Genomic DNA, 24,378 nt, shown 5'->3' with positions numbered 1-24,378 from the left:
TCAGCTCCCTTCGGAATGGTCGGCGATGGGGGTCCCCCCGGCCGAAGGCTGGGGGAGGGCACCGGCGTTCAGTGCTTCCTGCAACTGCGGGGCCCGGCTGGGCCGGCGCGGGACGGGCGGCAGCTCCTGCCCGGGCAGCGGCGGCACCGGGTACCCGCCCGCCATCGGGTCGAACTCCGGCTCGGGCTCGGCCTCGACAGGAGGCTCGGCCTGGTGCTTGAAGAAGTCCCGGAGCAGCACCAGCAGCAGGATCACGCCGATCGGCGCCCCGACGTAGAGGACCACCTTGCTGAAGTCGTAGCCCTCGTTGCGCAGGGCCCGCACGCTGGCGACCATCACCAGCCAGACCAGCGAGACCGGGATCAGGACCTTCCAGCCCAGCTTCATGAACTGGTCGTAGCGCAGCCGGGGCAGCGTGCCGCGCAGCCAGATGAAGAAGAACAGCAGCAGCTGGATCTTGATGATGATCCAGAGCATCGGCCACCAGCCGTGGTTGGCCCCCGCCCAGAACGTGCTGATCGGGGCCGGAGCCCGCCAGCCACCGAGGAAGAGCGTGCTCGCCAGCGCCGAGACGGTCACCATGTTGACGTACTCCGCCAGCATGAACATCGCGAACTTCAGCGAGCTGTACTCGGTGTTGAAGCCACCGACCAACTCGCCCTCGGCCTCGGGGAGGTCGAAGGGCGCGCGGTTGGTCTCGCCGACCATCGCGATGATGTAGACGATGAACGAGACCGGCAGCAGCACCGCGAACCACTTCGGCTGCTGGGCGGAGACGATCTCCGAGGTCGACATCGAGCCCGAGTAGATGAACACCGCCGCGAACGACAGGCCCATCGCGATCTCGTAGCTGATCACCTGTGCCGCCGACCGCAGCCCGCCGAGCAGCGGGTACGTGGAACCGGAGGACCAGCCCGCCAGCACGATCCCGTACACGCCGATCGAGGCGGTCGCCAGGATGTAGAGCAGCGCGATCGGCAGGTCGGTGAGCTGCAGCGGCGTACGCGTCCCGAAGATCGAGACCTCGTCGCCGGCCGGGCCGAACGGGATCACCGCGAAGGCCATGAAGGCCGGGATCGCGGCGATCACGGGCGCCAGCACGTAGACCACCTTGTCGGCTCCGGCGACCACCAGGTCTTCCTTGAGCGCGAGCTTGATGCCGTCGGCGAGCGACTGCAGCAGACCCCAGGGGCCGTGCCGGTTCGGGCCGATCCGCAGCTGCATCCAGGCGACGACCTTGCGCTCCCAGACGATCGCGATCAGCACCGTGAGGACCAGGAAGGCGAAGACGAACACCGCCTTGAGCAGGACCAGCCACCACGGGTCGTGACCGAAGAACCCGAGGGTCTCGTAGGCGGCAACGGACGTCATGAGGCCACCTCCGGCGAGTGCGCCGAGTCTGCCGAAGCGATCGTGACGAGGTGCCCGACCGTGGTGCCGAGGGTGCGATGGGCGCCGCCCGGCGTGGAGTTGAGCGGCAGCCAGACCGTACGGTCGGGCAGCTCGGCGGTGATCTCCAGCGGCAGGACGAGCGAACCGGCCGGGCCGGTCACGCGTACGGCCCTGGTGGCGCCGATCTCCTTCGCGCTGCCGGCCGAGAGCCGGGCGACCGCCGGGTGCCGGGTGCCGGCCAGGTGGTCGTCACCCGCCTGCAGCGAGCCGTTGTCCAGCAGCAGCCGGTGCCCGGCCAGCACGGCCTGGCCGGTGGCCGGGCGGGGCAGCGGCGCGGGGTGTGCGGTCGGGGCCGCCGGGCGGTCGCCCGTCCACGGCGCGAAGCGGTCCAGCTCCAGGCGCGCGGCGCGGACGTCGGGCAGGCCCAGCGAGTGGCCGAGCGCGTCGGCGAGCATGTTCAGCACCCTTACGTCCGAGTGCGGTTGGGCTCGCATCAGCTGGTCCGGTTTGAGCGCGGCCTCGAACATCCGCACCCGGCCCTCCCAGTCCAGGAAGGTGCCGGCCTTCTCCGCCACCGCCGCGACCGGGAACACCACGTCGGCGTGCTCGGTGACGGCGGACGGGCGCAGCTCCAGCGCGACCACGAACGGCACCCGGGCGAGCGCCTCCTCGGCGAGCGCCGGATCGGCCAGGTCGTCCAGGTCCAGGCCGCCGACCACCAGCGCGTCCAGATCGCCGTGGGCGGCGGTCGCCAGGATCTGGTCGGTGTCCCGGCCGAGGCGGGCGGGCAGGTCGGCGACGCCCCAGACGGCGGCGGCTTCGGCCCGAGCGGCCGCCACCGAGGCCGGACGGCCGGCGGGCAGCAGGCCGGGCAGCGCGCCCGCCTCGACGGCGCCGCGCTCACCCGCCCGGCGCGGGATCCAGGCGAGCCGGGCGCCGGTGGCGTGGGCCAGCCGGAGCGCGGCGGTGAGCGCACCGGAGACGGTGGCCAGCCGTTCGCCGACCAGGATCACCGCACCGGGTTCACGCAGCAGTCCGGCCGCCCGCCCGGCCTCGTCGGCGAGGCCCTCGTCGTCCGCGAGCGCGGCCAGCCACTCGGCCTCGGTGCCGGGCGCGGCGGGCAGCAGCGCGCCGTGCAACTTCCCGAGCCCGCGCGAGCGGTGCGAGGCGATCGAGAACACCGGCATCCCGTGCGCGCGGTTGGCCTTGCGCAGCCGCAGGAAGACGATCGGCGACTCCTCCTCGGGCTCGAAGCCCGCGAGCAGCACGGCCGGTGCGACCTCAAGCGCCTGGTACGTGACCCCGTCACCGTCCAGGTCCACCCCGTGCCCGGCGACGGCGGCGGCCAGGAAGTCCGCCTCCTCGCCGCTGAGCGGGCGGGCCCGGAAGTCGACGTCGTTGGTGCCGAGCACGACGCGGGCGAACTTGGCGTAGCCGTACGCGTCCTCGACCGTCACCCGGCCCCCGCTGAGCACGGCGGCCCGGCTGCCGAGCAGCCCGGCGGCGGCCTTGGCGAGCGCCTCCGGCCAGGAGGCGGGGGCGAGTTCGCCGGTCCGGGAGTCACGGACCAGCGGCGTGCTCAGGCGCTCGCGCGACTGGCCGTAGCGGAAGGCGAAGCGGCCCTTGTCGCAGCTCCACTCCTCGTTCACCTCGGGCTCGTCGCCCGCCAGCCGCCGCAGCACCTTGCCCCGGCGGTGGTCCGTCCGCAGCGAACAGCCCGACGAGCAGTGCTCGCAGACGCTCGGCGAGGAGACCAGGTCGAACGGGCGGGAGCGGAAACGGTACGCCGCCGAGGTCAGCGCGCCGACCGGGCAGATCTGGATGGTGTTGCCGGAGAAGTACGAGCTCAGCGGCTCGTCCGAGCCGATGCCGACCTGCTCCAGCGCCCCGCGCTCCAGCAGTTCGATGAACGGGTCACCGGCGATCTGCTGCGAGAAGCGGGTGCAGCGGGCGCAGAGCACGCAGCGCTCGCGGTCCAGCAGCACCTGGGTGCTCAGCGGGATCGGCTTCTGGTACGTCCGCTTCATGCCCTCGAAGCGGGAGTCCGCGCCGCCGGTGGACATCGCCTGGTTCTGCAGTGGGCACTCGCCGCCCTTGTCGCAGACCGGGCAGTCCAGCGGGTGGTTGATCAGCAGCAGCTCCATCACGCCGCGCTGCGCCTTCTCGGCGACGGGCGAGCTGAGTTGGGTACGGACCACCATGCCCTCGGTGACCGGGATCGTGCAGGAGGCGACCGGCTTGCGCTGGCCCTCGATCTCCACGATGCACTGCCGGCAGGCGCCGACCGGGTCGAGCAGCGGGTGGTCGCAGAAGCGCGGGACCTGGGTGCCGATCTGCTCGGCTGCGCGGATCACCAACGTCCCCTTGGGGACCTGGACTTCCACGCCGTCGATGGTGAGCGTGACGAGGTCGGTGGCGGTCCTGGCTGGCTCGGTGACCGTCATGCGTGCACCTCCCTCTCGGTGGCGGACTCGTGGGTGGAGCGGTGGGCCCAGACGGTGGAGGCCGCCGGGTCGAACGGGCAGCGCCGCTCGGTGAGATGCCGCTCGTACTCGGACCGGAAGTACTGCAGCGAGGAGACGATCGGGCTGGCCGCACCGTCGCCGAGCGCGCAGAAGGACTTGCCGTTGATGTTGTCGGCGATGTCGAGCAGCTTCTCCAGGTCGCCCTGGACACCCTCGCCCGCCTCGATCCGCCTGAGCAACTGCACCAGCCAGTAGGTGCCTTCACGGCACGGGGTGCACTTGCCGCAGGACTCGTGCGCGTAGAACTCCGTCCAGCGGGTGACGGCGCGGACCACGCAGGTGGTCTCGTCGAAGATCTGCAGCGCCTTCGTCCCGAGCATCGAGCCGGCCGCGCCGACCCCCTCGTAGTCGAGCGGCACGTCGAGGTGCGCGTCGGTGAACATCGGCGTCGAGGACCCACCGGGGGTCCAGAACTTCAGCCGGTGCCCAGCTCGCACTCCCCCACTGATGTCCAGGATCTGACGGAGCGTCACCCCGAGCGGCGCCTCGTACTGCCCGGGGTTGGTGACGTGCCCGGAGAGCGAGTAGAGCGTGAAGCCGGGGGACTTCTCCGTCCCGAGCGACTTGAACCACTCCTTGCCCCGGGTCAGGATCGGCGGCACCGAGGCGATCGACTCGACGTTGTTGACCACCGTCGGGCAGGCGTACAGGCCTGCGATGGCCGGGAAGGGCGGGCGCAGACGGGGTTGGCCGCGCCGGCCCTCCAGGGAGTCGAGCAGCGCCGTCTCCTCGCCGCAGATGTACGCCCCGGCGCCCGCGTGCACGGTGATGTCGAGGTCGATACCCGAACCGAGGATGTTCTTGCCGAGGTAACCCGCTGCGTACGCCTCGGCCACGGCCGCCTGCAGCCTGCGCAGCACGGGGACGACCTCGCCGCGCAGGTAGATGAAGGCGTGGTCGCAGCGGATCGCGTACGAGGCGATGATCATGCCCTCGATCAGCGAGTGCGGGTTGGCGAAGAGCAGCGGGATGTCCTTGCAGGTGCCCGGCTCGGACTCGTCCGCGTTCACCACCAGGTAGTGCGGCTTGCCGTCGTTCTGCGGGATGAACTGCCACTTCAGCCCGGTCGGGAAGCCCGCGCCGCCACGGCCGCGCAGCCCGGAGTCCTTGACCAGCGCGATCACGTCGTCCGGCGGCATGGCGAGGGCGGCCCGCAGGCCCTGGTAGCCCTGATGGCGCAGGTAGGTGTCCAGGGTCCAGGGGCGGTCGTCGTCCCAGCAGTCGGAGAGTACCGGGGAGAGCAACTTCTCGGCCGGCTCTGCGGAGGTCATCACGCTTCCGTCCCTTCGTGCCGGGGGGCCACGACCTTGGTGCCCGGAGTACCCGGCAGGGTCTCGCCCCTGGCGAGCCGCAGCCCGGCCATCGAGGGGGCGCCGCCCGCGCCGGACGCGTCCACCACGCCCGGGCGCTCGTCGGCGAAGCCGGCCAGCACACGGGCGGTGTCCTTGAACGAGCAGAGCTTGGCGCCCCGGGTCGGCAGGACGTCCCGGCCCGCGCGCAGGTCGTCGACCAGTTGCTTGGCGCTCTCGGGCGTCTGGTTGTCGAAGAACTCCCAGTTGACCATCACCACGGGGGCGTAGTCGCAGGCGGCGTTGCACTCGATGTGCTCGATCGAGATCTCGCCGTCGGCGGTGGTCTCGTTGTTCTTGATCCCGAGGTGCTGCTGCAACTCGTCGAAGATCTGGTCGCCACCGAGCACCGCGCAGAGCGTGTTGGTGCACACACCTACGTGGTACGTCCCGGCGGGCCTGCGCCGGTACATCGTGTAGAAGGTCGCGACGCCCGTCACCTCGGCGGTGGTCAGCTCCAACTGCTCGGCGCAGAACCGGATTCCGCTCGGGCTGACGAAGCCCTCCTCGGCCTGCACGAGGTGCAGCAGCGGCAGCAGCGCCGAGCGGGCGACGGGGTAGCGGCCGATCAACTCGGCGGCGTCCTCGGCCAGTCGGGCGTGCACCTCTGCGGGGTACGGCTTGGCCGGCAGTGCCGGCAGGCCGAGTTCAGTACTGGTCACCGGTCCACGCCTCCCATCACCGGGTCGATCCCGGCCACCGCGACGATCACGTCGGCGACCTGACCGCCCTCGCACATCGCCGCCATCGACTGCAGGTTGGTGAACGAGGGGTCGCGGAAGTGGACGCGGTACGGGCGCGTCCCGCCGTCGCTCACCACGTGCACCCCGAGCTCGCCCTTCGGCGACTCGACCGCCACGTACGCCTGGCCGACCGGGACCCGGAAGCCCTCGGTGACCAGCTTGAAGTGGTGGATCAGGGCCTCCATCGAGGTGCCCATGATCTTCCGGATGTGGTCGAGCGAGTTGCCCATCCCGTCCGGGCCGACCGCGAGTTGGGCCGGCCAGGCGATCTTCTTGTCGGCGACCATCACCGGGCCGGGCTTCAGCCGGTCCAGGCACTGCTCGACGATCCGCAGCGCCTGCCGCATCTCCTCCAGCCGGATCAGGAACCGGCCGTAGGAGTCGGCGGTGTCGGCAGTCGCGACCTCGAAGTCGTAGGTCTCGTACCCGCAGTACGGGTCGGACTTGCGCAGGTCGTGCGGCAGGCCGGTGGCCCGCAGGATCGGGCCGGTGGCGCCGAGCGCCAGGCAGCCGGCCAGGTCGAGGAAGCCGACGTCGACCAGACGGGCCTTGAACACCGGGTTGTTGGTGGCGAGTTTGTCGTACTCGTGCATCCGCGCGCGGAGCAGCTTGACGGCCTCGCGGGCCTGGTCGACGGCCCCCGGCGGCAGGTCCTGGGCCAGGCCGCCGGGCCGGACGTACGCGTGGTTCATCCGCAGGCCGGTGACCAACTCGAAGACGTCCAGGATCAGTTCACGGTCCCGGAAGCCGTAGATCATCAGTGTCGTGGAGCCGATCTCCATCCCGCCGGTGGCCAGGCAGACCAGGTGCGAGGAGATCCGGTTGAGCTCCATCATCATGACCCGGATGACGGTGGCCCGGTCGGGGATCTGGTCGGTGATCCCGAGCAGCTTCTCGACGGCCAGGCAGTACGCGGTCTCGTTGAACAGCGGGGTCAGGTAGTCCATCCGGGTCACGAAGGTGGTGCCCTGGACCCAGTTCCGGAACTCCATGTTCTTCTCGATGCCGGTGTGCAGGTAGCCGATGCCGCAGCGGGCCTCCTTCACCGTCTCGCCGTCGATCTCCAGGATCAGGCGCAACACCCCGTGGGTGGAGGGGTGTTGGGGGCCCATGTTGACGATGATGCGCTCGTCGTCGGCCCGGCCGATGGCCTCGACCACCTCGCCCCAGTCGCCACCGGTGACGGTGAAGACCCGGCCCTCGGTGGTGTCGCGGGCACCGGCGTGCTCGTAGTCGGTGGTGCTCATGAGTACGACCTCCGCTGGTCGGGAGCCGGGATCTGGGCACCCTTGTACTCGACGGGGATGCCGCCGAGCGGGTAGTCCTTGCGCTGCGGGTGGCCCAGCCAGTCGTCCGGCATCATGATCCGGGTGAGGGCGGGGTGGCCTTCGAAGATCAGGCCGAAGAAGTCGTACGCCTCGCGCTCGTGCCAGTCGTTGGTCGGGTAGACGCTGACCACCGACGGGACGCGCGGGTCGCTGTCCGGCGCCGAGACCTCGACCCGCAGCAGGCGGCCGTGGGTGATCGAGCGCAGCTGGTACACCGCGTGCAACTCCCGCCCCTTGTCGTGCGGGTAGTGCACGCCGTCCACGCCGAGGCAGAGCTCGAAGCGCAGGGCGGGATCGTCGCGCAGCGTCCGGGCGGCCTTCAGCAGGTGCTCGCGGGCCACGTGGAAGGTGAGTTCACCCCGGTCCACCACGGTCTTGTCGATCACGTCGGCCGGGTCGAGCCCCTGCTCCTCCAACGCGCCCTCGAACTCGTCGGCGACCTCGTCGAACCAGCCACCGTACGGGCGGACGCTCGCCGGGGGCAGCGCGATCGGCGCGGTCAGGCCGCCGAAGCCGGAGGTGTCGCCGGTGCCCTGGGCGCCGAACATGCCCTGGCGCTTGCCGACCACCTCGATCGGGAGCTCCTTGCGGGCCACGGGCAAGCCGCTCTCAGGTACTGGGGCGCTCATCGCAGCTTCCCCCGCATCTCGCTGACCGGGGTGGCCTGCAGGGCGAAGGCCTCGCCGAGCTCCTCCGCACGGCGCTTGTTCACGCCGAGCGGCTCGTGCTGGATCTTGTCGTGGAGCTTGAGGATCGCGTCCATCAGCATCTCCGGACGCGGCGGACAGCCGGGCAGGTAGATGTCGACCGGGACGATGTGGTCCACGCCCTGGACGATCGCGTAGTTGTTGAACATCCCGCCCGAGGAGGCGCAGACGCCCATCGAGATGACCCACTTGGGGTTGGCCATCTGGTCGTACACCTGGCGCAGGACCGGGGCCATCTTCTGGCTGACTCTGCCTGCCACGATCATCAGATCGGCCTGCCGGGGCGAGCCCCGGAAGACCTCCATGCCGAACCGGGCCAGGTCGTAGCGGCCGGCCCCCGTCGTCATCATCTCGATCGCGCAGCAGGCCAGCCCGAAGGTGGCCGGGAAGAGCGACGCCTTGCGCACCCACCCCGCGGCCGTCTCCACGCTGGTGAGCAGAAAGCCGCTCGGCAGCTTCTCCTCGATTCCCATCAGATCCCTCTCAGCCTCTCAAGTCCGGCTCGCAGGTCCGGCCCTCAAGTCCGGTGGTTTGCCCCCGTGTTCACAAGGAGCGTCAGTCCCACTCCAGACCGCCGCGACGCCAGACGTAGGCGTACGCGACAAAGACGGTGGCGATGAACAGGAGCATCTCCACCAGCCCGAAGATCCCGAGGGCGTCGAAGCTGACCGCCCACGGATAGAGGAAGACGATCTCGATGTCGAAGACGATGAAGAGCATCGCCGTGAGGTAGTACTTGATCGGGAACCGACCGCCGCCCACCGGCTGCGGGGTCGGCTCGATGCCGCACTCGTACGCCTCCAACTTGGCCCGGTTGTAGCGCTTCGGGCCGGTCAGTGAGGCCATCACGACGGAACCGACCGCGAACGCCGCCGCGATGGCACCGAGTACGAGGATCGGCGCGTAGGCATTCATGAGGCCCCGCTCCCTCCGTCCAGTCGTCCTTGACTGCAGATCGGAATCAACAGGTCACGCTCTGGTCGACCCGTGATCCAGTTCCTGAGATCCACCCCATGTGAGGCAGTTCACAAAGCCCGGAACGTGCGCATCCTATGCCCGTCCGCTTGTGATCTGCGACACGCAGTTCTGGACGATCTTTGTGATCTGCGCCACCTGACAAACGATCACCAAGGCGATCAAGTCGCGATCTATCTACGCAGCGAAGGCAAATGACCACAATCAGTCGCATTTATCTGCGAAGCGACTGGTCAGAGCCTTGGCCCTATATCAATCATGCGTCGCGTATCGCAAATTTTTGGGCTTCAGGTTGACGTGATAGAGGACCTCACCCTCCCGGGTGGCACCCCTCGTACGTGCGCTTGACCTTTCGTTCACAAGCGCACGTGCCCAAGCACGAACAGGGGCGCGGGGAACCGCGCGAGGCCTTCCGCTTCGCACGGTTCCCCGCGCCCCTCGCTGCGGCCGAAACGGTCAGACGGTGACCTCGGCCCGGTCCTCGGCGGCCTCCACCGACTCCACTGGCTCCGCCGCCGCTGGGGCCCCGGGCTTCATCGTGCGGCGCCCCCACTCGGTGCCGACCAGGATCAGCACCCCGCCGAACATGGCGAGGGCGCTCAGCCGGTCACCACCGACCACCGTGCCGAAGAGCGCGGCCCAGAGCGGCTCGGTGCCGAGCAGCAGGCTGACCCGTGACGGCGAGGTGGCCCTGACCGCCCACATCTGGACCAGGAACGCGAACACCGTGCAGAGCACCGACAGGTAGAGCAGGCCCGTCCACTCGCGCGGCCCGAACGACTCCGCCACGGCGAGCGGCGAGGCGCCGGCCAGCGGGGAGACCAGCAGGAAGATCAGTCCGGCGGTGGCGAGTTGGATCCAGGTCAGGGCGAGCGCGTCCGTCCCCTTGATCGACCTGGTGCGGGACATCGCGAGTACGTGGACCGTCCGGACCAGGGCCGATCCGAGCATCAGCAGGTCGCCGAGGTTCGGGCCCTTGAGCCCGCCGCCCCCGGTCAGCAGCGCGACGCCCAGCACCGAGAGCCCGGCCGCCCCGAGGAAGACCCGTGGCAACGACGTCCGCCGGACAGCGCTCTCGGCGAGCGGGGTGAAGACCATGGTGAGGCTGACGATCAGCCCGGCGTGGGTCGCCGAGGTGTGCACGGCACCGTACGTCTCCAGCAGGAAGATCGCGGCGAGGATGACGCCCAACGACGCCCCGCCGAGCCACTCCCGCCGGCTCAGCCTGCGCAGCGAGCGCCAGGCGAACACCGCCAACAGCGGTATCACCAGCCCGAATCGGAGCACCAGCGTGCCAAGTACGGTGTTCTGGTCGGCGACTTGCTTCAGGACCAGGAAGCTGGAGCCCCAGACCACGGCGACGGCGAGTACGGGCAGATCACGGACGCTCTGTGAAGTCGCGCGCATAGCGGTTCCCTCCGGGGTAGTTGGCTGAAAGGCCCGTACACCGTCGGACGGATCTCGCTCACTGTAGGACCGGTCGGTCCAAGTGGCGAACCATCCTCGCGTACCGGAGCACCGGCGATCAATCGATTTGTTCCCGTGCCGCCGCATGGCGTCCCCGACTTGGGGCAGGGATGAGGGCGCCATGACAACACGCTCCGGAGGTACCCTCAGATGAGAAGAAAACACTGGTCGTTGCTGGTGGCAGCCACCTCGCTGCCGCTCAGCCTGACCACGTCGGCCGGCGCCGCCGTCGCCGCCCCCGCAGCGCCCGCCACGCCTTCGACCTGCGTGTACACACCGGCTGTGCCCGCCGACAACTTCAAGGGCATACCGGTCTTCGACGCGAAGAAGGCCGCCAAGCCGTACAGCGCGACCCTGCAAACCAGTCAAGGCTCTGTCAGGTTCGAGGCCCTGACGGCCCAGGCGCCGTGCACCACCTTCTCGTTCCGCTTCCTGGCCGAGCACAGCTTCTTCAACCGCAGCCACTGCCACCGGCTGACCACCCAGCGGCTCTGGGTCCTGCAGTGCGGCGACCCGACGGGCACCGGCAGCGGCGGCCCCGGCTACTCCTTCCCGGACGAGAACCTGACCGGCGCGACGTACCCCGCCGGTACGGTCGCGATGGCCAACTCCGGCCCGAACACCAACGGCAGCCAGTTCTTCTTCGTCTGGAAGGACACCAAGCTCTCCCCCGCCTACACCCCCTTCGGCAAGGTGACGGCCGGGATGGACGTCCTGCAGAAGATCGCGGCCGGCGGCGAGGACGGCCAGAACGGCCCCGGCGACGGCTTCCCGAACCTCCCGGTCAACATCAAGCAGGTCCGGATCAGCGCCCACTGAACCGGCCTCCGTTACGAGTCGGCCCGCCCGGGCCTCAGGAAGCCTGACCGGGCGGGTCGACCAGGCGGGAGCCCTCCATCAGCATCCCGGCCCGCTTCACCGTACGGATCAGCGGTACCAACTCGACGTGCTGGACGGCCTTGAGCGCGCCGATGTGCTCGGTGAGGTACTCGTACAGCGCGTCGGTGTCCCGGCAGGTCACCACCGCGAGCAGGTTCGCCGAGCCGGTGATCGCCGCAGCGAACGGGACCTCCGGATGCCGACCGAGCGCGGCACCGGCTGCCGCGAGGTCAGCGGGTGCGACGGTGGCCAGCAGCACGGCCTGGGTCTGGAAGCCGAGCAGCAGCGGGTCGATCTCGACGTCGAAGTAGAGCGCGCCGCTCTCCCGCAGCTGGTCGAGGCGGCGGCGGACGGTGGACTCGGAGAGACCGGCCGCGCGGGCGAGTTCGGGGTAGCCGGCCCGGCCGTCCCGGGCCAGTACGGCGAGCATCGCCAGCTCGGCCTCGTCCAACCGCACCCGGCCACCGCCGGCGTCGGTGAGAGGGTGCTCCAGCGCCGTCACCTGCGGCCCGGTGAGGACGTCGAGACCACCCCACCGCCCCGGCCCGCCCATGTACATCCGGAGGATGGTGTGCGCGGAGATCGCGGTGACCCGGCGGGTGCCGGGCAGCTTCTCCAGCAGCAGCGTGTCCCGGTCCTGCGCGGTCCGGGCCTTGGTGATGCAGTGGATCTCGGTACCGCCGGAGTTGAGCGTCACCCAGGAGATGTCCGGCCGCCGGGCCAGCGCGTCGGCCACCGCGATCGCCGCGTCCGGGACGCACTGGATCCGAAGCCAGGACTCGAACAGCCCGAGCCGGTGCCCCAGCGGCAGCCCGACCACGCGCAGCCACCCGCCGCCGCGCAGCCGCCGGTAGCGGCGGATCACCGTCTGGTCCGAGACCTCCAACAGCTCGGCGATCCGGCTGAACGCGGCCCGGCCGTCGATCATCAGCGCCTGCACGATCGCCCGGTCGAGTTCGTCCAGCTCCACCTCTTCGTTCATGGTTTCCATCATTACAGAGCCCCACGACATCGGAATCCGCCGTTCATACCGAGCTGGATGGTCCGATCCGTCCACCGGCTGCGACTTTCGTAGAGCGCGGGCAGGGGTTGTCCGGCGGAACCGGAACGACCGAGGAGAACTCTGATGCGTAAGTGGCTACCGCTCACAGCGGTGTGCCTGGGCGCGTTCATGCTGCTGGTCGACGTCACCATCGTGACCGTCGCCCTGCCCGACATGGCCACCAGCCTGCACACCACCTTCGCCGACCTGCAGTGGGTGCTGGACATCTACGCCCTGGCACTCGCCGCCCTGCTGCTCGGCGCCGGCTCGCTCGCCGACCTGATCGGACGCCGCAAGGTGTACCTGGGCGGGCTCGTCCTGTTCGCCGTCGCCTCGCTGGCCTGCGGTCTGGCGACCGGGCCCGGGATGCTGATCGCCTTCCGGGGGCTGCAGGGCATCGGCGGCGCGGCGATGTTCGCCACCACGATGGCGCTGCTCAGCGGCGCGTACCAGGGCAAGGACCGGGGCATCGCGTTCGGTGTCTGGGGTGCGGTGAACGGCGCTGCGGCGGCGGCCGGTCCGGTACTCGGCGGGCTGCTGACCGAGCACCTCGACTGGCGCTGGATCTTCTTCGTCAACCTGCCGGTCAGCGTGCTGGCGGTGCTGGTCACCCTCCGGGTGGTGAAGGAGTCCCGCAACCCGCAGGCACGCGGCGTCGACCTGCCCGGCCTGATCAGCTTCACCCTCGCCGCCGGCGCGCTGACGTACGCGCTGATCCGGGTCGGTGACAACGGCTGGACCTCCACCACCACCCTCGGCCTGTTCGCCCTGAGCGCGCTCTCGCTGCTCGCCTTCGTCCTGATCGAACTGCGCAGCACCCGGCCGATGCTCGACCTCGGGCTGTTCCGCAGCCCGGCCTTCGTCGGCATCATGATCGGCGGGCTGCTGCTCTCGGTGGCCGCCTTCTCGTACCTCGTCTACACCTCGCTCTGGCTCCAGTCGGTACGCGGCATGGGCCCGGTGACAGCCGGTCTGACGATGCTGCCGATGAGCATCGTGGCCTTCGTGGCCTCGGCCGTCGCCGGGAAGAAGCTGCACGGCGTCCCGCCCCGGTTCACCATCGGCGGCGGCCTGCTGCTGATCGGCGTCGGCGCCCTGCTGCTGGCCACCATCGGCGCCGACTCCACCTGGACGGCCCTGGTCCTCGGCCTGGCGGTGACCGGCGCCGGTGTCGGCCTGGCCACCCCCGCGATGGCCGCCGCCGCAATGGCCGCCGTCCCGCACACCCGCGCCGGGATGGCGGGCGGCACCCTCAACACGTCGCGCCAACTCGGCAACGCCCTCGGCATCGCCGTCCTCGGCGCGGTCTTCCAGTCCGGCCTGCTCGACTCCCTCCGCTCCGACCACTCCCTCCCGGACCCGCAGCGCACGGCCGACGCCCTGACCGGCGGCCAGGCGGGCCCCCTCATCGCCCACACCCCGACCCTGGCCCACACCGTCGACTCCGCCTTCGCCACCGGCCTCCGCGACGCCTTCCTCGTCTCGGGCGCCCTGGGCCTCCTCGGCGGCGCCGCCGTCCTACTCCTCCTCCGCCGCCCAGCGGCACCCGCCGACGGCCCCGAGCACCCCGCACCGGCGCAGGTCGCTGCGCGGGTCTGACAGCAGCACGGAGGGGGCGTGAGCTTTGCTCACGCCCCCTCCGTCGACTCTTGCGGCTGGTGACGGCAGTGGCCGCTCAGCCATGGGCCAACTCCACCTGGACAACCGTGTTCCTCGGCCTGGCAGTACCCGGCGCCATACACTCAGCAGATGGTCAAGCAGCGCTTTTCCATCTCACTCGACAACGAGCACGTCGTCCTGCGGAGTGGAAACGTCTTCCGCGACATGGACGAGCAGATCGCCGCGATCGACTCCAGTCGCTGGCCGGACGACGAAGCCCCCGCCGAACTAACGCCGGATGCGCAGGTGGCGGCGGTCTGGGACGCCTTCTTCCTGGTTCCCAAGCAAGACGAAACATGACCCCGGATGAATCCCGTCCCAGCGCGGCCCGCGACCTCATCCGCCGCATCAAGGAAGGCCTGAGAGGTTGGCAACCAAGATGAGCGACTGGCAGAAGTCGTCATTCAGCGGGAACTCCAATGAGTGCGTCGAGATTCGAACCGTCGACGGCTTCATTGAAGTCCGCGAGTCAGACTCCGCGGACGTCATCGTGCGCACCACGCCACGGAAGTGGGCGGGCTCCCTACTTGGTGCGCGAAACGGCGAGTTCGATCACTGCGGCGACTTCTCCGCCTGATCCTCTGCCGCGAGCACGCCGTCGAAGCCTGGCAACGCGAAGGCTCGCCGCACCCGGAAGGGTTCGGGATCACGATCACACCCGACCCGTACGCCAAGGGCCAGGCGGCAGCTGCGTGTTCATTGGCCCCGACCCCACCGCACGCAACGACACCATGCCCCTCCCGAACACAACGTCGGTCAGGCTCCAGGCCGTTGCATCGCGCGTCGGTGATGGCGTAGCTCTGGACGGGCGGATGTCCCGATGTAGCCCGGGTAACGAGGCGTCGGACGACATACGGTCGACTAGGACCGCCTTCGGCGCGGAATCCCGCAACTGGCCATCGGTCACCCTCCCTTGTTCACCAGATGCTTTGTCGGTCGGGCCGACAGCAAGGCTGGCTTTCACTCACCGCCGGCCCGCGAGCGTCAGGCTGCCGTCGCCACAACGGCGGCCGTGGTCGCCCACACGGCCTTCCCGTACGTCCCGATCTCTTCGACTCCTCATTCGTCGGCGAGTTGGTCGACCAGGCACAACCCTCGGCCGGACGTGCAAGCCGTCGTGCTCGTCCGGGGTGCACTTCCGGCCTCCTGACGTGACGTCAGTGAGCGATGCAACACTTACGGCAGAGATAGAGTTTCAACATTGCAACCCCTTCTCGGCTTGGCGCGCCCCACCCGTCATGCTTCAGGTGGGCAAGTAGCGCCAGGGGTCACCCTCGGGCGAGACTGCACCCATCACGGAAGGGAAGGGTGGGCCTTGGCACTCAGGACCCAGATCAGCGAGCGGCAACGGCGCATCGGCGCTGAGTATCGTCGACTGCGCGAAGAAGCCGGGCTCACCGTCAAGGAAGCGGCCGAGCGCGTCGGCATGGGCAGTCCGCAGCTGAGTCATATCGAGGCTGCGCGAACCAGTTTGGACGCGGGCCGAGTCCGCGCCCTCGCCGTGGCATGCGGTTGCACAGATGCCCCGTACGTCGATGCCCTCATCGACATGGGAGCCAGCGACGGCAAAGGCTGGTGGACGAGCTACAAAAACCAGATGCCCGACTTCTCGCTCGATCTCGCGGAGATGGAAGGCGTCGCACAGAGCGTCCACAACTACGAGACGTTCTACGTGCCCGGACTCCTACAGACACCCGCGTACACAAATAGGGTCTACGAGCACCGGTACGGAAGAACCGTGAGCGACCCGGAGATGTCACTGCAGTTCCGGCACGAGCGACAGTCTGTGCTAACCAAAGACGGCGCTCCCGACTTCCGGTTCGTAATTCACGAGGCAGCCCTGCACATGCGCTTCGCCGGCGCCCAGAAGATGCGCGAACAGCTCATCCACTTGCTGGAGATGGCGGCATTGCCGAATGTGAAAATTCAGGTCCTCCCGTCGGCCGTCGAGGAATCATCGCCGTATCCGAGCCCGTTTCTGATCTGCGAACCTGGACATGCCGACCTTGCTACCGTGGTCGTCGATCACCCGAACAGGTCAGAGTTTCTTGGCAGCCAGGCTGAACTAGCCGAGTACCGCAAGACATTTGCCCACCTGAGTGGCATCTCCCTACCTCCGGTAGATGCGAGCACCTCACCTCGTGCGCACGCAGCGCGCGATTCATGGGGCCTGATCCAGCACATCATGTACCAACTCTGAAAGGCCATCGCGCAATGCTCACCTGGCAGAAGTCCAGTTTCAGCGGCAGCAATGACGGAAACTCCGTCGAGTTGGCACAGGGCGACGCCGACATGATCCACATCCGCGAGTCACTCGACCCTGACAAGATTGTCACCACTGATCGGGCCCGCCTGCGCGCCTTCGTGCTCGGCGTCAAGGCAGGCGAGTTCGACCACCTGCTCTGACCTGCCAAAACAGCAGCCCCCCGGTTCCCCCCGGGGGGCTGCTTGCGTTTCAGTCTTGCTACCTTACGGAGAGTGGGTCTACGGTAACGGCACGCGCTGCCGATGATGGCGGCCCGATGCGAGGTGGTGCTTCGCCGTGTCCTCAACTCCCCCCGGACCCATGCCAACCAGCGAATCGGTCGCGCCCGGGCGCCCCACTCCGCCATAGGAGCTACCTCCGCCTGACAGAGCGCCTGGCGAGCCTCGTCGTGATGCAGCCGATGACAGGGGTCCCTCGCGCGAGACCAAGTAGGACTTCCCCGCCCTCAGCGAGCGGGGATGGCACATGCACCCCATCAACCATGAGAGGGAAAGCAATGCCTACCACAACCATGGATCGCAAGACCCCGCACGATCTTGTGTTCGACCGGCCCGAGTCGCGTCTGCCGCTAAGCACGGCCGGCCCGACGCCCCTGCCCGAGTTGGATGACCTCCAGGGGCCGGCCCCGTTCGCCTTCCGCTTCCTCTCCCCCGTCACCGGTGCCGACGGCATCCTGCCGGCTGACATCGGATACAACGAGGACTCCCAGACCTGCACGTACGAAGGCCTTCCATCCGGCGTCTACATGACCAGTGCCCCGCCGAAGACGTACGGGCCGACCGCGCCGACCGGCGAGATGGACGCGCCGGACGACCCCGGAAGCAGCAACGACTGACATGCTGCCAACTTCCGGTGCTGTCCTCGTGATCACGGGAACGTTCGACCCGACAGCGGATCTCGTGATCGAGGAACTGAACCGGCGTGCTGTGCCCGTGTTCCGGGCCGACATGGCATGGTTCCCGTCGAGGCTGACCCTTGCGGCCGGCCTCGACGGGACCGGCTGGCGCGGCACGCTGACGACCGACCGTCGGGCACTCGACCTGTCCACGGTCCGCGCGGTCTACTACCGCCGCCCGACATCCCCCGAGTTCCCCGACGACATGCCGCCCGAAGCCCGAGCAGTGGCCACCGCAGAGGCCCGACGAGGGTTCGGCGGCCTACTCTCTGCGCTTCCGTGCCGATGGCTCCCGCCTCCCGGCCGCGCTGCTGACGCCGAGTACAAGCCCCTGCAGCTCCGCGTAGCCATCGAGTGCGGCCTCGGCGTCCCCCGGACGCTGATCACCAACGATCCCGATGCGGCCAAACAGTTCGCGGACGGCCTCGGAGCGCCCGTGGTCTACAAGCCGTTCACCCCAATCCGGGGGACGGTCGACGGTCACTCAGTTGCCGTGTATGCCAACGTGTTACAGCCGAGCGATCTACCGCACCCCGATATCGCCACCACCGCTCATCTGTTCCAAGAGTGGGTACCCAAGGCGTATGAGGTACGGCTAACCGTTGTTGGCCAACGGCTGTTCGCCGCCGAGATCCACGCCGGCTCTGCGGCCGCCCGCGTCGACTGGCGCAGCGACTACGACAGTCTCACCTGCAAGTCGTGCGATCCCCCGCCCACCGTAGCCGCTGGTGTCCTACGGATGCTCGCCCAACTCGGCTTGCCTTACGGCGCGTTCGACTTCGTCGTTACGCCATCGGGCGAATGGTGGTTTCTCGAGGTCAACCCCAACGGGCAATACGCCTTCGTCGAGCAGGCAACCGGCCTGCCCATCACGGCCACCATCTGTGACCACCTGGAAGGAATCAACGCGTGATCGAAATTCTCGACGACGAGCAGCTCCTCATGCGCGCGCGGATCGAGCTCGTGACCGAGATCGAACGTGGCAGCATCGTCCTGTCCTCCCGCGTGGCCGAGGCATTCCTCAATGTGCCCCGACACCCGTTCGTCCCGGTGTTCTACCGCCGAGTCGGCTCTGCCTACGTCCCATGGCGCGTCACAGACGGCACCGATGCCGAGTGGCTGCGTCAGGTCTACACCGACCAGGCGCTGATCACCGAAGTCGACGGCATGCTCGCGGAAGACGCCGCACCCAACGGCCGGACCGGCGCGGCGACATCGTCCTCGACCATGCCCAGCCTGATGGCTGACATGCTTGACGCACTCGACGTTCACCACGGTGCTCGGGTGCTGGAGATCGGCACCGGCACCGGATACAACGCCGCGCTCTTGTCCTATCTCGCCGGTGCCGAGAACGTGACCACCATCGACTACACCGCGCCGCTGGTGCTGACAGCGCGAACTCGACTGCGCGAGGCCGGGCTCGAACCGAAGGTGCTCCGGGGGGACGGTGCGGCTGGACAGCCGGACGGTGGGCCCTTCGACCGAATCATTGCGACCTGCTCCGTCCGCCGCATCCCGCAATCCTGGCTCGACCAGTGCGCACCAGGCGGCGTGATCGTAGCCCCCATCAAGGGAACCCTTGATGGGGGTGCGGTCGCCTGCCTGACGAAGCTGCCCGACGGCGGTGCCGCCGGCCGATTTCTTCACACTCCAGCAGCCTTCATGCCGTTGTTGTCCGGCCCCGAGCCCCTGTTCGCCATGCCTGATCAGATCGACGGCGCCCAGCGCACGACCGAGACCAGCGGCCGGGTCCTCGACGACTACGGGTTCTCGTTCTGGGCCCACTTGCACATGAATCCGACCACCGTGCGACGCGGACGGCTCGTGGACGGCCAGCACGTGACCACGCTCTACGACCACGCGGACAGCTCCGCCGCCTTCATCCGTGACCGTGCGGACGGGCCGCCCGCTGTGACGACCACGGGTCCACGCGACCTCTGGAAGTCGATCGAGGCCGCTCACGAACACTGGCGCCGACAGAACCGCCCGCGCCGCGAGTGGCTCACCATCGACGCAACCACTGCGGGGCAGAGCATCAGCTATGCCGCCCCCGACGGCTCGGTCAGTCGCTGGCCCCTCTGACCTTTCGGCGAACACCAAGCACAGGGCCGCCCACCCTGCCGGACCGACTCCCGGCCCCCGGGGTGGGCGGCTTCATGCGCTGCGAGCACGCTACCCACGCCAATGCCTGCAGGTCAGCAGGCATTGGCGTCAATGGGCGCTACTGCTCCACCCCGTTGCACATCATGCGTCGGGTGCGACCTTGGCCAGCCCGTTGATGATGCGGTCCATCGCGTCGCCGCCCTGGGGGTCGGTCAGGTTGGCGAGCATCTTGAGGACGAACTTCATCAGGATCGGGTGGGTCAGGCCGCGTTGGGTGGCGAGCTGCATGATCTTGGGGTTGCCGATCAGCTTCACGAAGCCACGGCCGAGGGTGTAGTAGCCGCCGTAGACGTCCTTGAGGACGGCCGGGTACGCCTGGAGGGCCTTCTCGCGGCCGGCCGGGGTCAGGCGGGCGTGGGCCTGGACGATGACGCCCGCCGCGAGCTGGCCGGATTCCATCGCATAGGCGATGCCCTCGCCGTTGAACGGGTTGACCATGCCGCCCGCGTCGCCGACCAGCAGCAGGCCACGGGTGTAGTGCGGCTGGCGGTTGAAGGCCATCGGCAGGGCGGCGCCACGGATCGGGTCGGTCATGTTCTCGGGGGTGTAGCCCCACTCGGCCGGCATGTTGGCGCACCAGGACTTGAGCACCTCACGCCAGTCCAGCTCGCCGAACGCGGGTGAGGAGTTGAGGATGCCGAGGCCGACGTTGGAGGTGCCGTCGCCCATGCCGAAGATCCAGCCGTAGCCGGGCAGCAGCTTCTTCTCGCCGCCCCGGGTGTCCCAGAGCTCCAGCCAGGACTCGAGGTAGTCGTCGTCGTGTCGGGGCGAGGTGAAGTACGTCCGGTACGCGACGCCCATCGGGCGGTCCTCGCGCCGGTGCAGGCCCATCGCGAGCGAGAGCCGGGTCGAGTTGCCGTCGGCGGCGACGACCAGTGGGGCGCGGAAGGTGACGGGACGCTTCTCCTCGCCCAACTTGGCCGTCACGCCGACGATCCGGCCCGTCCGGTCGTCCAGCACCGGGCCGGAGACGTTGCAGCGCTCGTACAGCCGCGCGCCCGCCTTCTGCGCCTGCCGGACGAGGATCTCGTCGAAGTCGGCGCGCTTGCGGACCAGGCCGTAGTCGGGGAAGGCGGACAGCTCGGGCCAGTCCAGCTCCAGCCGGACGCCGCCGCCGATGATCCGCAGGCCCTTGTTGTGCAGCCAGCCGTTGTCGGTCGAGACGTCGATGCCCATGTCGACCAGCTGCTTGGTGGCACGCGGCGTCAGACCGTCACCGCAGACCTTCTCGCGCGGGAACTCGGACTTCTCCAGCAGTAGGACGTCCAGCCCGGCCTGGGCCAGGTAGTACGCGGTGGTCGCACCGGCCGGACCCGCGCCGACCACGATGACGTCGGCGCTGCTCTCCACGGTCTCGCTGGTGTCGCTGGTGTCGCTGCTCTCGCTGCTCAGGTCGACGGCGGTCTCGGACACGGGGGCACACTCCTGCAACGGCGGTCGGGCTGGGGCAAGGACGGGGACGAGTCTAGTTAGGCCTTGAAGCCTCGGTGCAGAGCGACGATCCCACCGGTGAGGTTGCGCCAGGCCACCTTCGTCCAGCCCGCGCCCTGCAGCTTGGCCGCCAGCGCGGGCTGGTCGGGCCAGGCGCGGATGGACTCGGCGAGGTAGACGTACGCGTCCGGGTTGCTGCTGACGGCGGTGGCCACCGGGGGAAGCGCGCGCATCAGGTACTCGGTGTAGACCGTGCGCAGCGGCGTCCAGGTCGGGGTGGAGAACTCGCAGATGACGACCTTGCCGCCCGGCTTGGTGACGCGGTACAGCTCGCGCAGCGCCAGGTCGGTGTCCTGCACGTTGCGCAGCGCGAAGGAGATCGTCACGGCGTCGAACGAGCCGTCGGCGAACGGCAGCCTGGTCGCGTCCCCGGCGGTCAGTGCCAGCTCGGGGTGGCGCTGCTTGCCCTCGGCGAGCATGCCGATCGAGAAGTCGCACGGGACGACGTCGGCCCCCGCCTCGTGGAACGGCAGCGAGGAGGTGCCGGTGCCGGCGCCGAGGTCCAGTACGGTCTGGCCGGGCTGCGCGTCCACCGCCTCGGCCACCGCGCGGCGCCAGGCGCGGGCCTGGCCGAGGGAGAGCACGTCGTTCGTACGGTCGTACTTGGCCGCGACATCGTCGAACATCGCGGCGACTTCGTGCGGCTGCTTGTCCAGGGAGGCTCGGGTCACACCCCCATTGTTCACCCTCCCCCGGACAACCCGGGCAAGGGGGCCAGCCCTGCGGTGCCGAAGAGGCCGGCCACCCCGCCCCTACCGGAGCGCCCGGCGCCCACCCTTACGGCGGCGGCGGGACCGCGAACCGTGCGTGATGGCCGGCATGCCCTCGGCCGCGAAGGCGACCGTGGTGCGGATCCGGGCCCGGACGCGGCTGCGGACGGGCCGGTTGCGGCGGTAGCGCCAGATCCGGGCCACGCAGGCGGCGAAGAGCAGCAGTGCGACCGGCACGCTGGTCTGCGCCAGACTGACGCCCACCGGCTGCGGGTAGTGCTTGCCGCAGACCCGGACGGCGCCCGGGTCCGTTTCGGCGTGCTCCAGACAGATCGGGTCGCCCACCTTGACGTCCGGCGGCAGCCAGAGGTCGGCCGCCGATCGGAGCTGTCCGTCGGCGCGGTAGCTGACGGCGCTGTAGGTGGCACTGCCGGAGGGGAGCTGGGTGACGGTGCCCTCGACCCGGACGGGGTGGGCGGCGATCCGGTCCGCCTGGTCGGCCTGGCGCCAGCCGAGCAGGCACATCCCGACCGCCAGCGCCGCGCTGAGCACGGCGGCGAGGTACCAGCCTCGGCCGAGGCGCGTGTCGCGCAGGCGGGGGATGATCGCGGGTCGCATGGTTCCTGCCTGGCTTGCCGGTGGTGAGGGCGCCGACTCGGGCTGTCACCGGAGTGGGCTGTCCGGATCGTAGCCGCTGGCGGTGCCTCAGGTCACGGCAGGGATCTATCAGTTTGTATGACCATTGCCAAAAGTTCCGTGGTTTCAGCCATTCACCGTATCGCCACCGGCCATCTTCCGGACAACGGCCCGTCAACCACCACGGCCCACCAGTCGCCACGGCCCGTCAGCCACCGTCCCCCGCCGCCACAACCGCTCCCCGGGCGATGGCTCATCGGCGCCGGTACAGCAGCCTTCCGCCCAGTACGGTCGCCAGGCAGCTCCCCGCACCGCCGCTCTCCAACTCCGCCACCGACCGCACGTCGAAGACCGCGAAGTCGGCCCGCCCACCGACCGTCAGCGGGCGATGCACCGCACCCGCCAGCCCCGCCGGCCTCGTCGGCCCCGCCGACGCCAGCGGGTCCAGCCCGCCGGCCAAGCCCTCCCCCGGCAGCGCCACCAGCCCGGAGCGCGCCACCGCCGTCCGGACGGCCGCCTGCGAGAACGGCCCGGCCACCGCCGTCGTCCCGTACCCGAGCATCCGCTGCAGCCCGCGCCGGGCGCTGCCGCCGCGCCGCTGGTCGTCGACCTCGAAGTCCGGCAGCAGCGGCTCGACGCCCAGCTCCTCCCGGGGGTCCGGGTGGTACGCCGTCTCCAGCAGCCAGTGCCCGTACGGGTTCAGCAGGCCCGGCGTCAGCAGCCCGTCCCACTCCCGCATCCGCGCTCCCTCGACCGGCGCGTACGACCCGACCGCCACGACGACGGCGCCGTCGACCAGCACCGCCCCGTCGGTGATCGACGGGGCGGCAGGGTCCGCGAGCAGCAGCGCGGCGCGGTGCAGCGTGAGCATCAGGTGGTGGAGAGGATCTTCAGCTCGGGGTGCGCCGTGCCGCCCTCGATCGCGGTGGAGGCGATGTGCGAGGCCACCCGCGGGTCGACCGGGTCGTTGGCCGGGTCGTCCAGCACTCGCAGGTGTTCGTACGTGGTCGAGCGCTGGGCGGGGGTGCGGTCGGCGGCGCGGATCAGGTGGATCAGCTCGGTGAGGTTCGAGCGGTGCTTGGCACCGGCTGCCGAGACGACGTTCTCCTCCAGCATGACCGAGCCCAGGTCGTCGGCGCCGTAGTGCAGCGACAGCTGGCCGGCCTCCTTGCCGGTGGTCAGCCAGGAGCCCTGGATGTGGGCGACGTTGTCGAGGAAGAGCCGCGCGATGGCAATCATCCGGAGGTACTCGAACACCGTCGCCTGGGTGGAGCCCTTGAGGTGGTTGTTCTGCGGCTGGTAGGTGTACGGGATGAAGGCGCGGAAGCCGCCCGTACGGTCCTGCACGTCGCGGATCATGCTCAGGTGCTCGATCCGCTCGGCGTTGGTCTCGCCGGTGCCCATCAGCATGGTGGAGGTGGACTCGACGCCCAGGCCGTGAGCGGTCTCCATGATCTCCAGCCAGCGCTCACCCGACTCCTTGAGCGGCGCGATGGCCTTGCGCGGACGGGCCGGCAGCAGCTCGGCGCCGGCGCCTGCGAAGGAGTCCAGACCCGCCCGGTGGATCCGGGTGATGGCCTCCTCGACCGAGACCTTGGAGAGCCGGGCCATGTGGTCGACCTCGGACGCGCCGAGCGAGTGGATCACCAGCTGCGGGAAGTCCTTCTTGATCGCGGCGAACGCGGTCTCGTAGTACTCGACGCCGTAGTCCGGGTGGTGCCCGCCCTGGAACATGATCTGGGTGCCGCCGAGCTCGACCGTCTCCGCGCAGCGGCGCAGGATCTCGTCGAGGTCGCGGGACCAGCCCTTGTCGCTCTTCGGGGCGACGTAGAAGGCGCAGAACTTGCACGCCGTCACGCAGACGTTGGTGTAGTTGATGTTCCGCTCGATGATGTACGTCGCGATGTGCTCGGTACCGGCGTACCGGCGGCGGCGGACGGCATCGGCGGCGGACCCGAGCGCGTGCAGCGGCGCGGAGCGGTACAGCTCCAGCGCTTCGGCGGGGGTGATCCGGCCTCCGGCGGCCGCACGGTCGAGGACGGCCTGCAGGTCTGCGGAGATGGGGGTCCCCCCAGCCGAAGGCTGGGGGAGGGTCTGCTCGGACACCTGTCGGGCCTTCTTTCTTTCCAACGTCTGGTCGCCTCACGGCCG

At 69.4% G+C, this 24,378-nt stretch carries 24 protein-coding genes; 9 read left to right on the top strand and 15 right to left on the bottom strand.

Annotated elements, in window-relative coordinates; all coding sequences use genetic code 11:
• The 9 genes from nuoH to P3T29_RS16475 all read right to left on the bottom strand — a co-directional run bounded on the left by nuoH (nt 1) and on the right by P3T29_RS16475 (nt 10,426).
• Nucleotides 1–1,371, bottom strand: coding sequence for an NADH-quinone oxidoreductase subunit NuoH (nuoH, locus tag P3T29_RS16515; protein WP_280717218.1), 1,371 nt, complete (start codon nt 1,369–1,371; stop codon nt 1–3).
• Nucleotides 1,368–3,836, bottom strand: a complete 2,469-nt coding sequence (locus tag P3T29_RS16510) for an NADH-quinone oxidoreductase subunit G (RefSeq protein WP_280717217.1) — start codon at nt 3,834–3,836, stop codon at nt 1,368–1,370. Before P3T29_RS16510 ends, nuoH begins: the two co-directional genes overlap by 4 nt.
• A complete protein-coding gene (nuoF, locus tag P3T29_RS16505) occupies nt 3,833–5,188 on the bottom strand; it encodes an NADH-quinone oxidoreductase subunit NuoF (RefSeq protein ID WP_280717216.1) in 1,356 nt (451 codons plus the stop codon). Before nuoF ends, P3T29_RS16510 begins: the two co-directional genes overlap by 4 nt.
• Entirely contained in the window at nt 5,188–5,928 is a 741-nt protein-coding gene (gene nuoE, locus P3T29_RS16500) for an NADH-quinone oxidoreductase subunit NuoE (protein WP_280717215.1), read from the bottom strand. Before nuoE ends, nuoF begins: the two co-directional genes overlap by 1 nt.
• Complete coding sequence (locus P3T29_RS16495; protein WP_280717214.1) at nt 5,925–7,256, bottom strand: NADH-quinone oxidoreductase subunit D; 1,332 nt, start codon at nt 7,254–7,256, stop codon at nt 5,925–5,927. The genes nuoE and P3T29_RS16495 overlap by 4 nt, the downstream gene beginning before the upstream one ends.
• Nucleotides 7,253–7,966 carry an NADH-quinone oxidoreductase subunit C gene (locus tag P3T29_RS16490; protein WP_280717213.1) on the bottom strand — a complete coding sequence of 238 codons (714 nt, stop codon included), beginning with the start codon at nt 7,964–7,966 and terminating at the stop codon, nt 7,253–7,255. Before P3T29_RS16490 ends, P3T29_RS16495 begins: the two co-directional genes overlap by 4 nt.
• Complete coding sequence (locus P3T29_RS16485) at nt 7,963–8,517, bottom strand: NADH-quinone oxidoreductase subunit B family protein (RefSeq protein WP_280717212.1); 555 nt, start codon at nt 8,515–8,517, stop codon at nt 7,963–7,965. The genes P3T29_RS16490 and P3T29_RS16485 overlap by 4 nt, the downstream gene beginning before the upstream one ends.
• An 82-nt stretch (nt 8,518–8,599) precedes the next feature.
• Nucleotides 8,600–8,959 (bottom strand): NADH-quinone oxidoreductase subunit A, encoded by a 360-nt coding sequence (locus tag P3T29_RS16480; protein ID WP_014137597.1) that lies wholly within the window; start codon nt 8,957–8,959, stop codon nt 8,600–8,602.
• 516 nt (nt 8,960–9,475) lie between these two features.
• Complete coding sequence (locus P3T29_RS16475; RefSeq protein WP_280717211.1) at nt 9,476–10,426, bottom strand: DMT family transporter; 951 nt, start codon at nt 10,424–10,426, stop codon at nt 9,476–9,478.
• Between the two features lie 210 nt (nt 10,427–10,636).
• On the opposite strand from P3T29_RS16475, the gene P3T29_RS16470 reads away from it, so the two are divergent.
• Complete coding sequence (locus tag P3T29_RS16470; RefSeq protein WP_280717210.1) at nt 10,637–11,305, top strand: peptidylprolyl isomerase; 669 nt, start codon at nt 10,637–10,639, stop codon at nt 11,303–11,305.
• A gap of 34 nt (nt 11,306–11,339) precedes the next feature.
• Here P3T29_RS16470 and P3T29_RS16465 read toward each other — a convergent pair whose 3' ends face one another.
• Nucleotides 11,340–12,347, bottom strand: a complete 1,008-nt coding sequence (locus P3T29_RS16465; protein ID WP_280717209.1) for an AsnC family transcriptional regulator — start codon at nt 12,345–12,347, stop codon at nt 11,340–11,342.
• A 144-nt stretch (nt 12,348–12,491) separates the two neighbouring features.
• Between P3T29_RS16465 and P3T29_RS16460 the strand changes: the two genes are divergently transcribed.
• The 8 genes from P3T29_RS16460 to P3T29_RS16425 all read left to right on the top strand — a co-directional run bounded on the left by P3T29_RS16460 (nt 12,492) and on the right by P3T29_RS16425 (nt 19,309).
• Entirely contained in the window at nt 12,492–14,006 is a 1,515-nt protein-coding gene (locus tag P3T29_RS16460; RefSeq protein ID WP_280717208.1) for an MFS transporter, read from the top strand.
• 150 nt (nt 14,007–14,156) lie between these two features.
• Nucleotides 14,157–14,366: a hypothetical protein gene (locus P3T29_RS16455; RefSeq protein WP_280717207.1), complete on the top strand. Its 210-nt coding sequence runs from the start codon at nt 14,157–14,159 to the stop codon at nt 14,364–14,366.
• A gap of 79 nt (nt 14,367–14,445) precedes the next feature.
• A complete protein-coding gene (locus tag P3T29_RS16450; RefSeq protein ID WP_280717206.1) occupies nt 14,446–14,643 on the top strand; it encodes a DUF397 domain-containing protein in 198 nt (65 codons plus the stop codon).
• 738 nt (nt 14,644–15,381) lie between these two features.
• Nucleotides 15,382–16,266: a helix-turn-helix transcriptional regulator gene (locus P3T29_RS16445; RefSeq protein ID WP_280717205.1), complete on the top strand. Its 885-nt coding sequence runs from the start codon at nt 15,382–15,384 to the stop codon at nt 16,264–16,266.
• A 14-nt stretch (nt 16,267–16,280) separates the two neighbouring features.
• Nucleotides 16,281–16,472: a DUF397 domain-containing protein gene (locus tag P3T29_RS16440; protein ID WP_280717204.1), complete on the top strand. Its 192-nt coding sequence runs from the start codon at nt 16,281–16,283 to the stop codon at nt 16,470–16,472.
• Between the two features lie 356 nt (nt 16,473–16,828).
• The gene (locus P3T29_RS16435) at nt 16,829–17,167 is read left to right on the top strand and encodes a hypothetical protein (protein ID WP_280717203.1); all 339 of its coding nucleotides are present in this window, start codon (nt 16,829–16,831) and stop codon (nt 17,165–17,167) included.
• A 1-nt stretch (nt 17,168) separates the two neighbouring features.
• On the top strand, nt 17,169–18,140 hold the full coding sequence (tgmB, locus tag P3T29_RS16430; RefSeq protein WP_280717202.1) for an ATP-grasp ribosomal peptide maturase: 972 nt from the start codon (nt 17,169–17,171) through the stop codon (nt 18,138–18,140).
• A complete protein-coding gene (locus P3T29_RS16425) occupies nt 18,137–19,309 on the top strand; it encodes a methyltransferase domain-containing protein (protein WP_280717201.1) in 1,173 nt (390 codons plus the stop codon). The genes tgmB and P3T29_RS16425 overlap by 4 nt, the downstream gene beginning before the upstream one ends.
• Before the next feature lie 162 nt (nt 19,310–19,471).
• Here P3T29_RS16425 and P3T29_RS16420 read toward each other — a convergent pair whose 3' ends face one another.
• From P3T29_RS16420 to mqnC, 5 genes are all read right to left on the bottom strand, one after another.
• Entirely contained in the window at nt 19,472–20,740 is a 1,269-nt protein-coding gene (locus P3T29_RS16420) for a geranylgeranyl reductase family protein (RefSeq protein WP_348532835.1), read from the bottom strand.
• 119 nt (nt 20,741–20,859) lie between these two features.
• Nucleotides 20,860–21,552 (bottom strand): demethylmenaquinone methyltransferase, encoded by a 693-nt coding sequence (locus P3T29_RS16415; protein WP_280717199.1) that lies wholly within the window; start codon nt 21,550–21,552, stop codon nt 20,860–20,862.
• Nucleotides 21,553–21,633: 81 nt separating this feature from the next.
• Nucleotides 21,634–22,209: a hypothetical protein gene (locus P3T29_RS16410; RefSeq protein WP_280717198.1), complete on the bottom strand. Its 576-nt coding sequence runs from the start codon at nt 22,207–22,209 to the stop codon at nt 21,634–21,636.
• Between the two features lie 271 nt (nt 22,210–22,480).
• The gene (locus P3T29_RS16405) at nt 22,481–23,098 is read right to left on the bottom strand and encodes a hypothetical protein (protein WP_280717197.1); all 618 of its coding nucleotides are present in this window, start codon (nt 23,096–23,098) and stop codon (nt 22,481–22,483) included.
• Entirely contained in the window at nt 23,098–24,288 is a 1,191-nt protein-coding gene (mqnC, locus tag P3T29_RS16400) for a cyclic dehypoxanthinyl futalosine synthase (protein WP_280717240.1), read from the bottom strand. The genes P3T29_RS16405 and mqnC overlap by 1 nt, the downstream gene beginning before the upstream one ends.
• Between the last annotated feature and the right edge of the window lie 90 nt (nt 24,289–24,378).

Origin of the sequence: Kitasatospora sp. MAP5-34 (assembly GCF_029894335.1) — a bacterium.
In the GTDB taxonomy this organism is placed as follows: Bacteria; Actinomycetota; Actinomycetes; order Streptomycetales; family Streptomycetaceae; genus Kitasatospora.
Note: the sequence above shows the minus strand (reverse complement) of the source record. Positions and strands in the feature narration are given on the sequence as shown.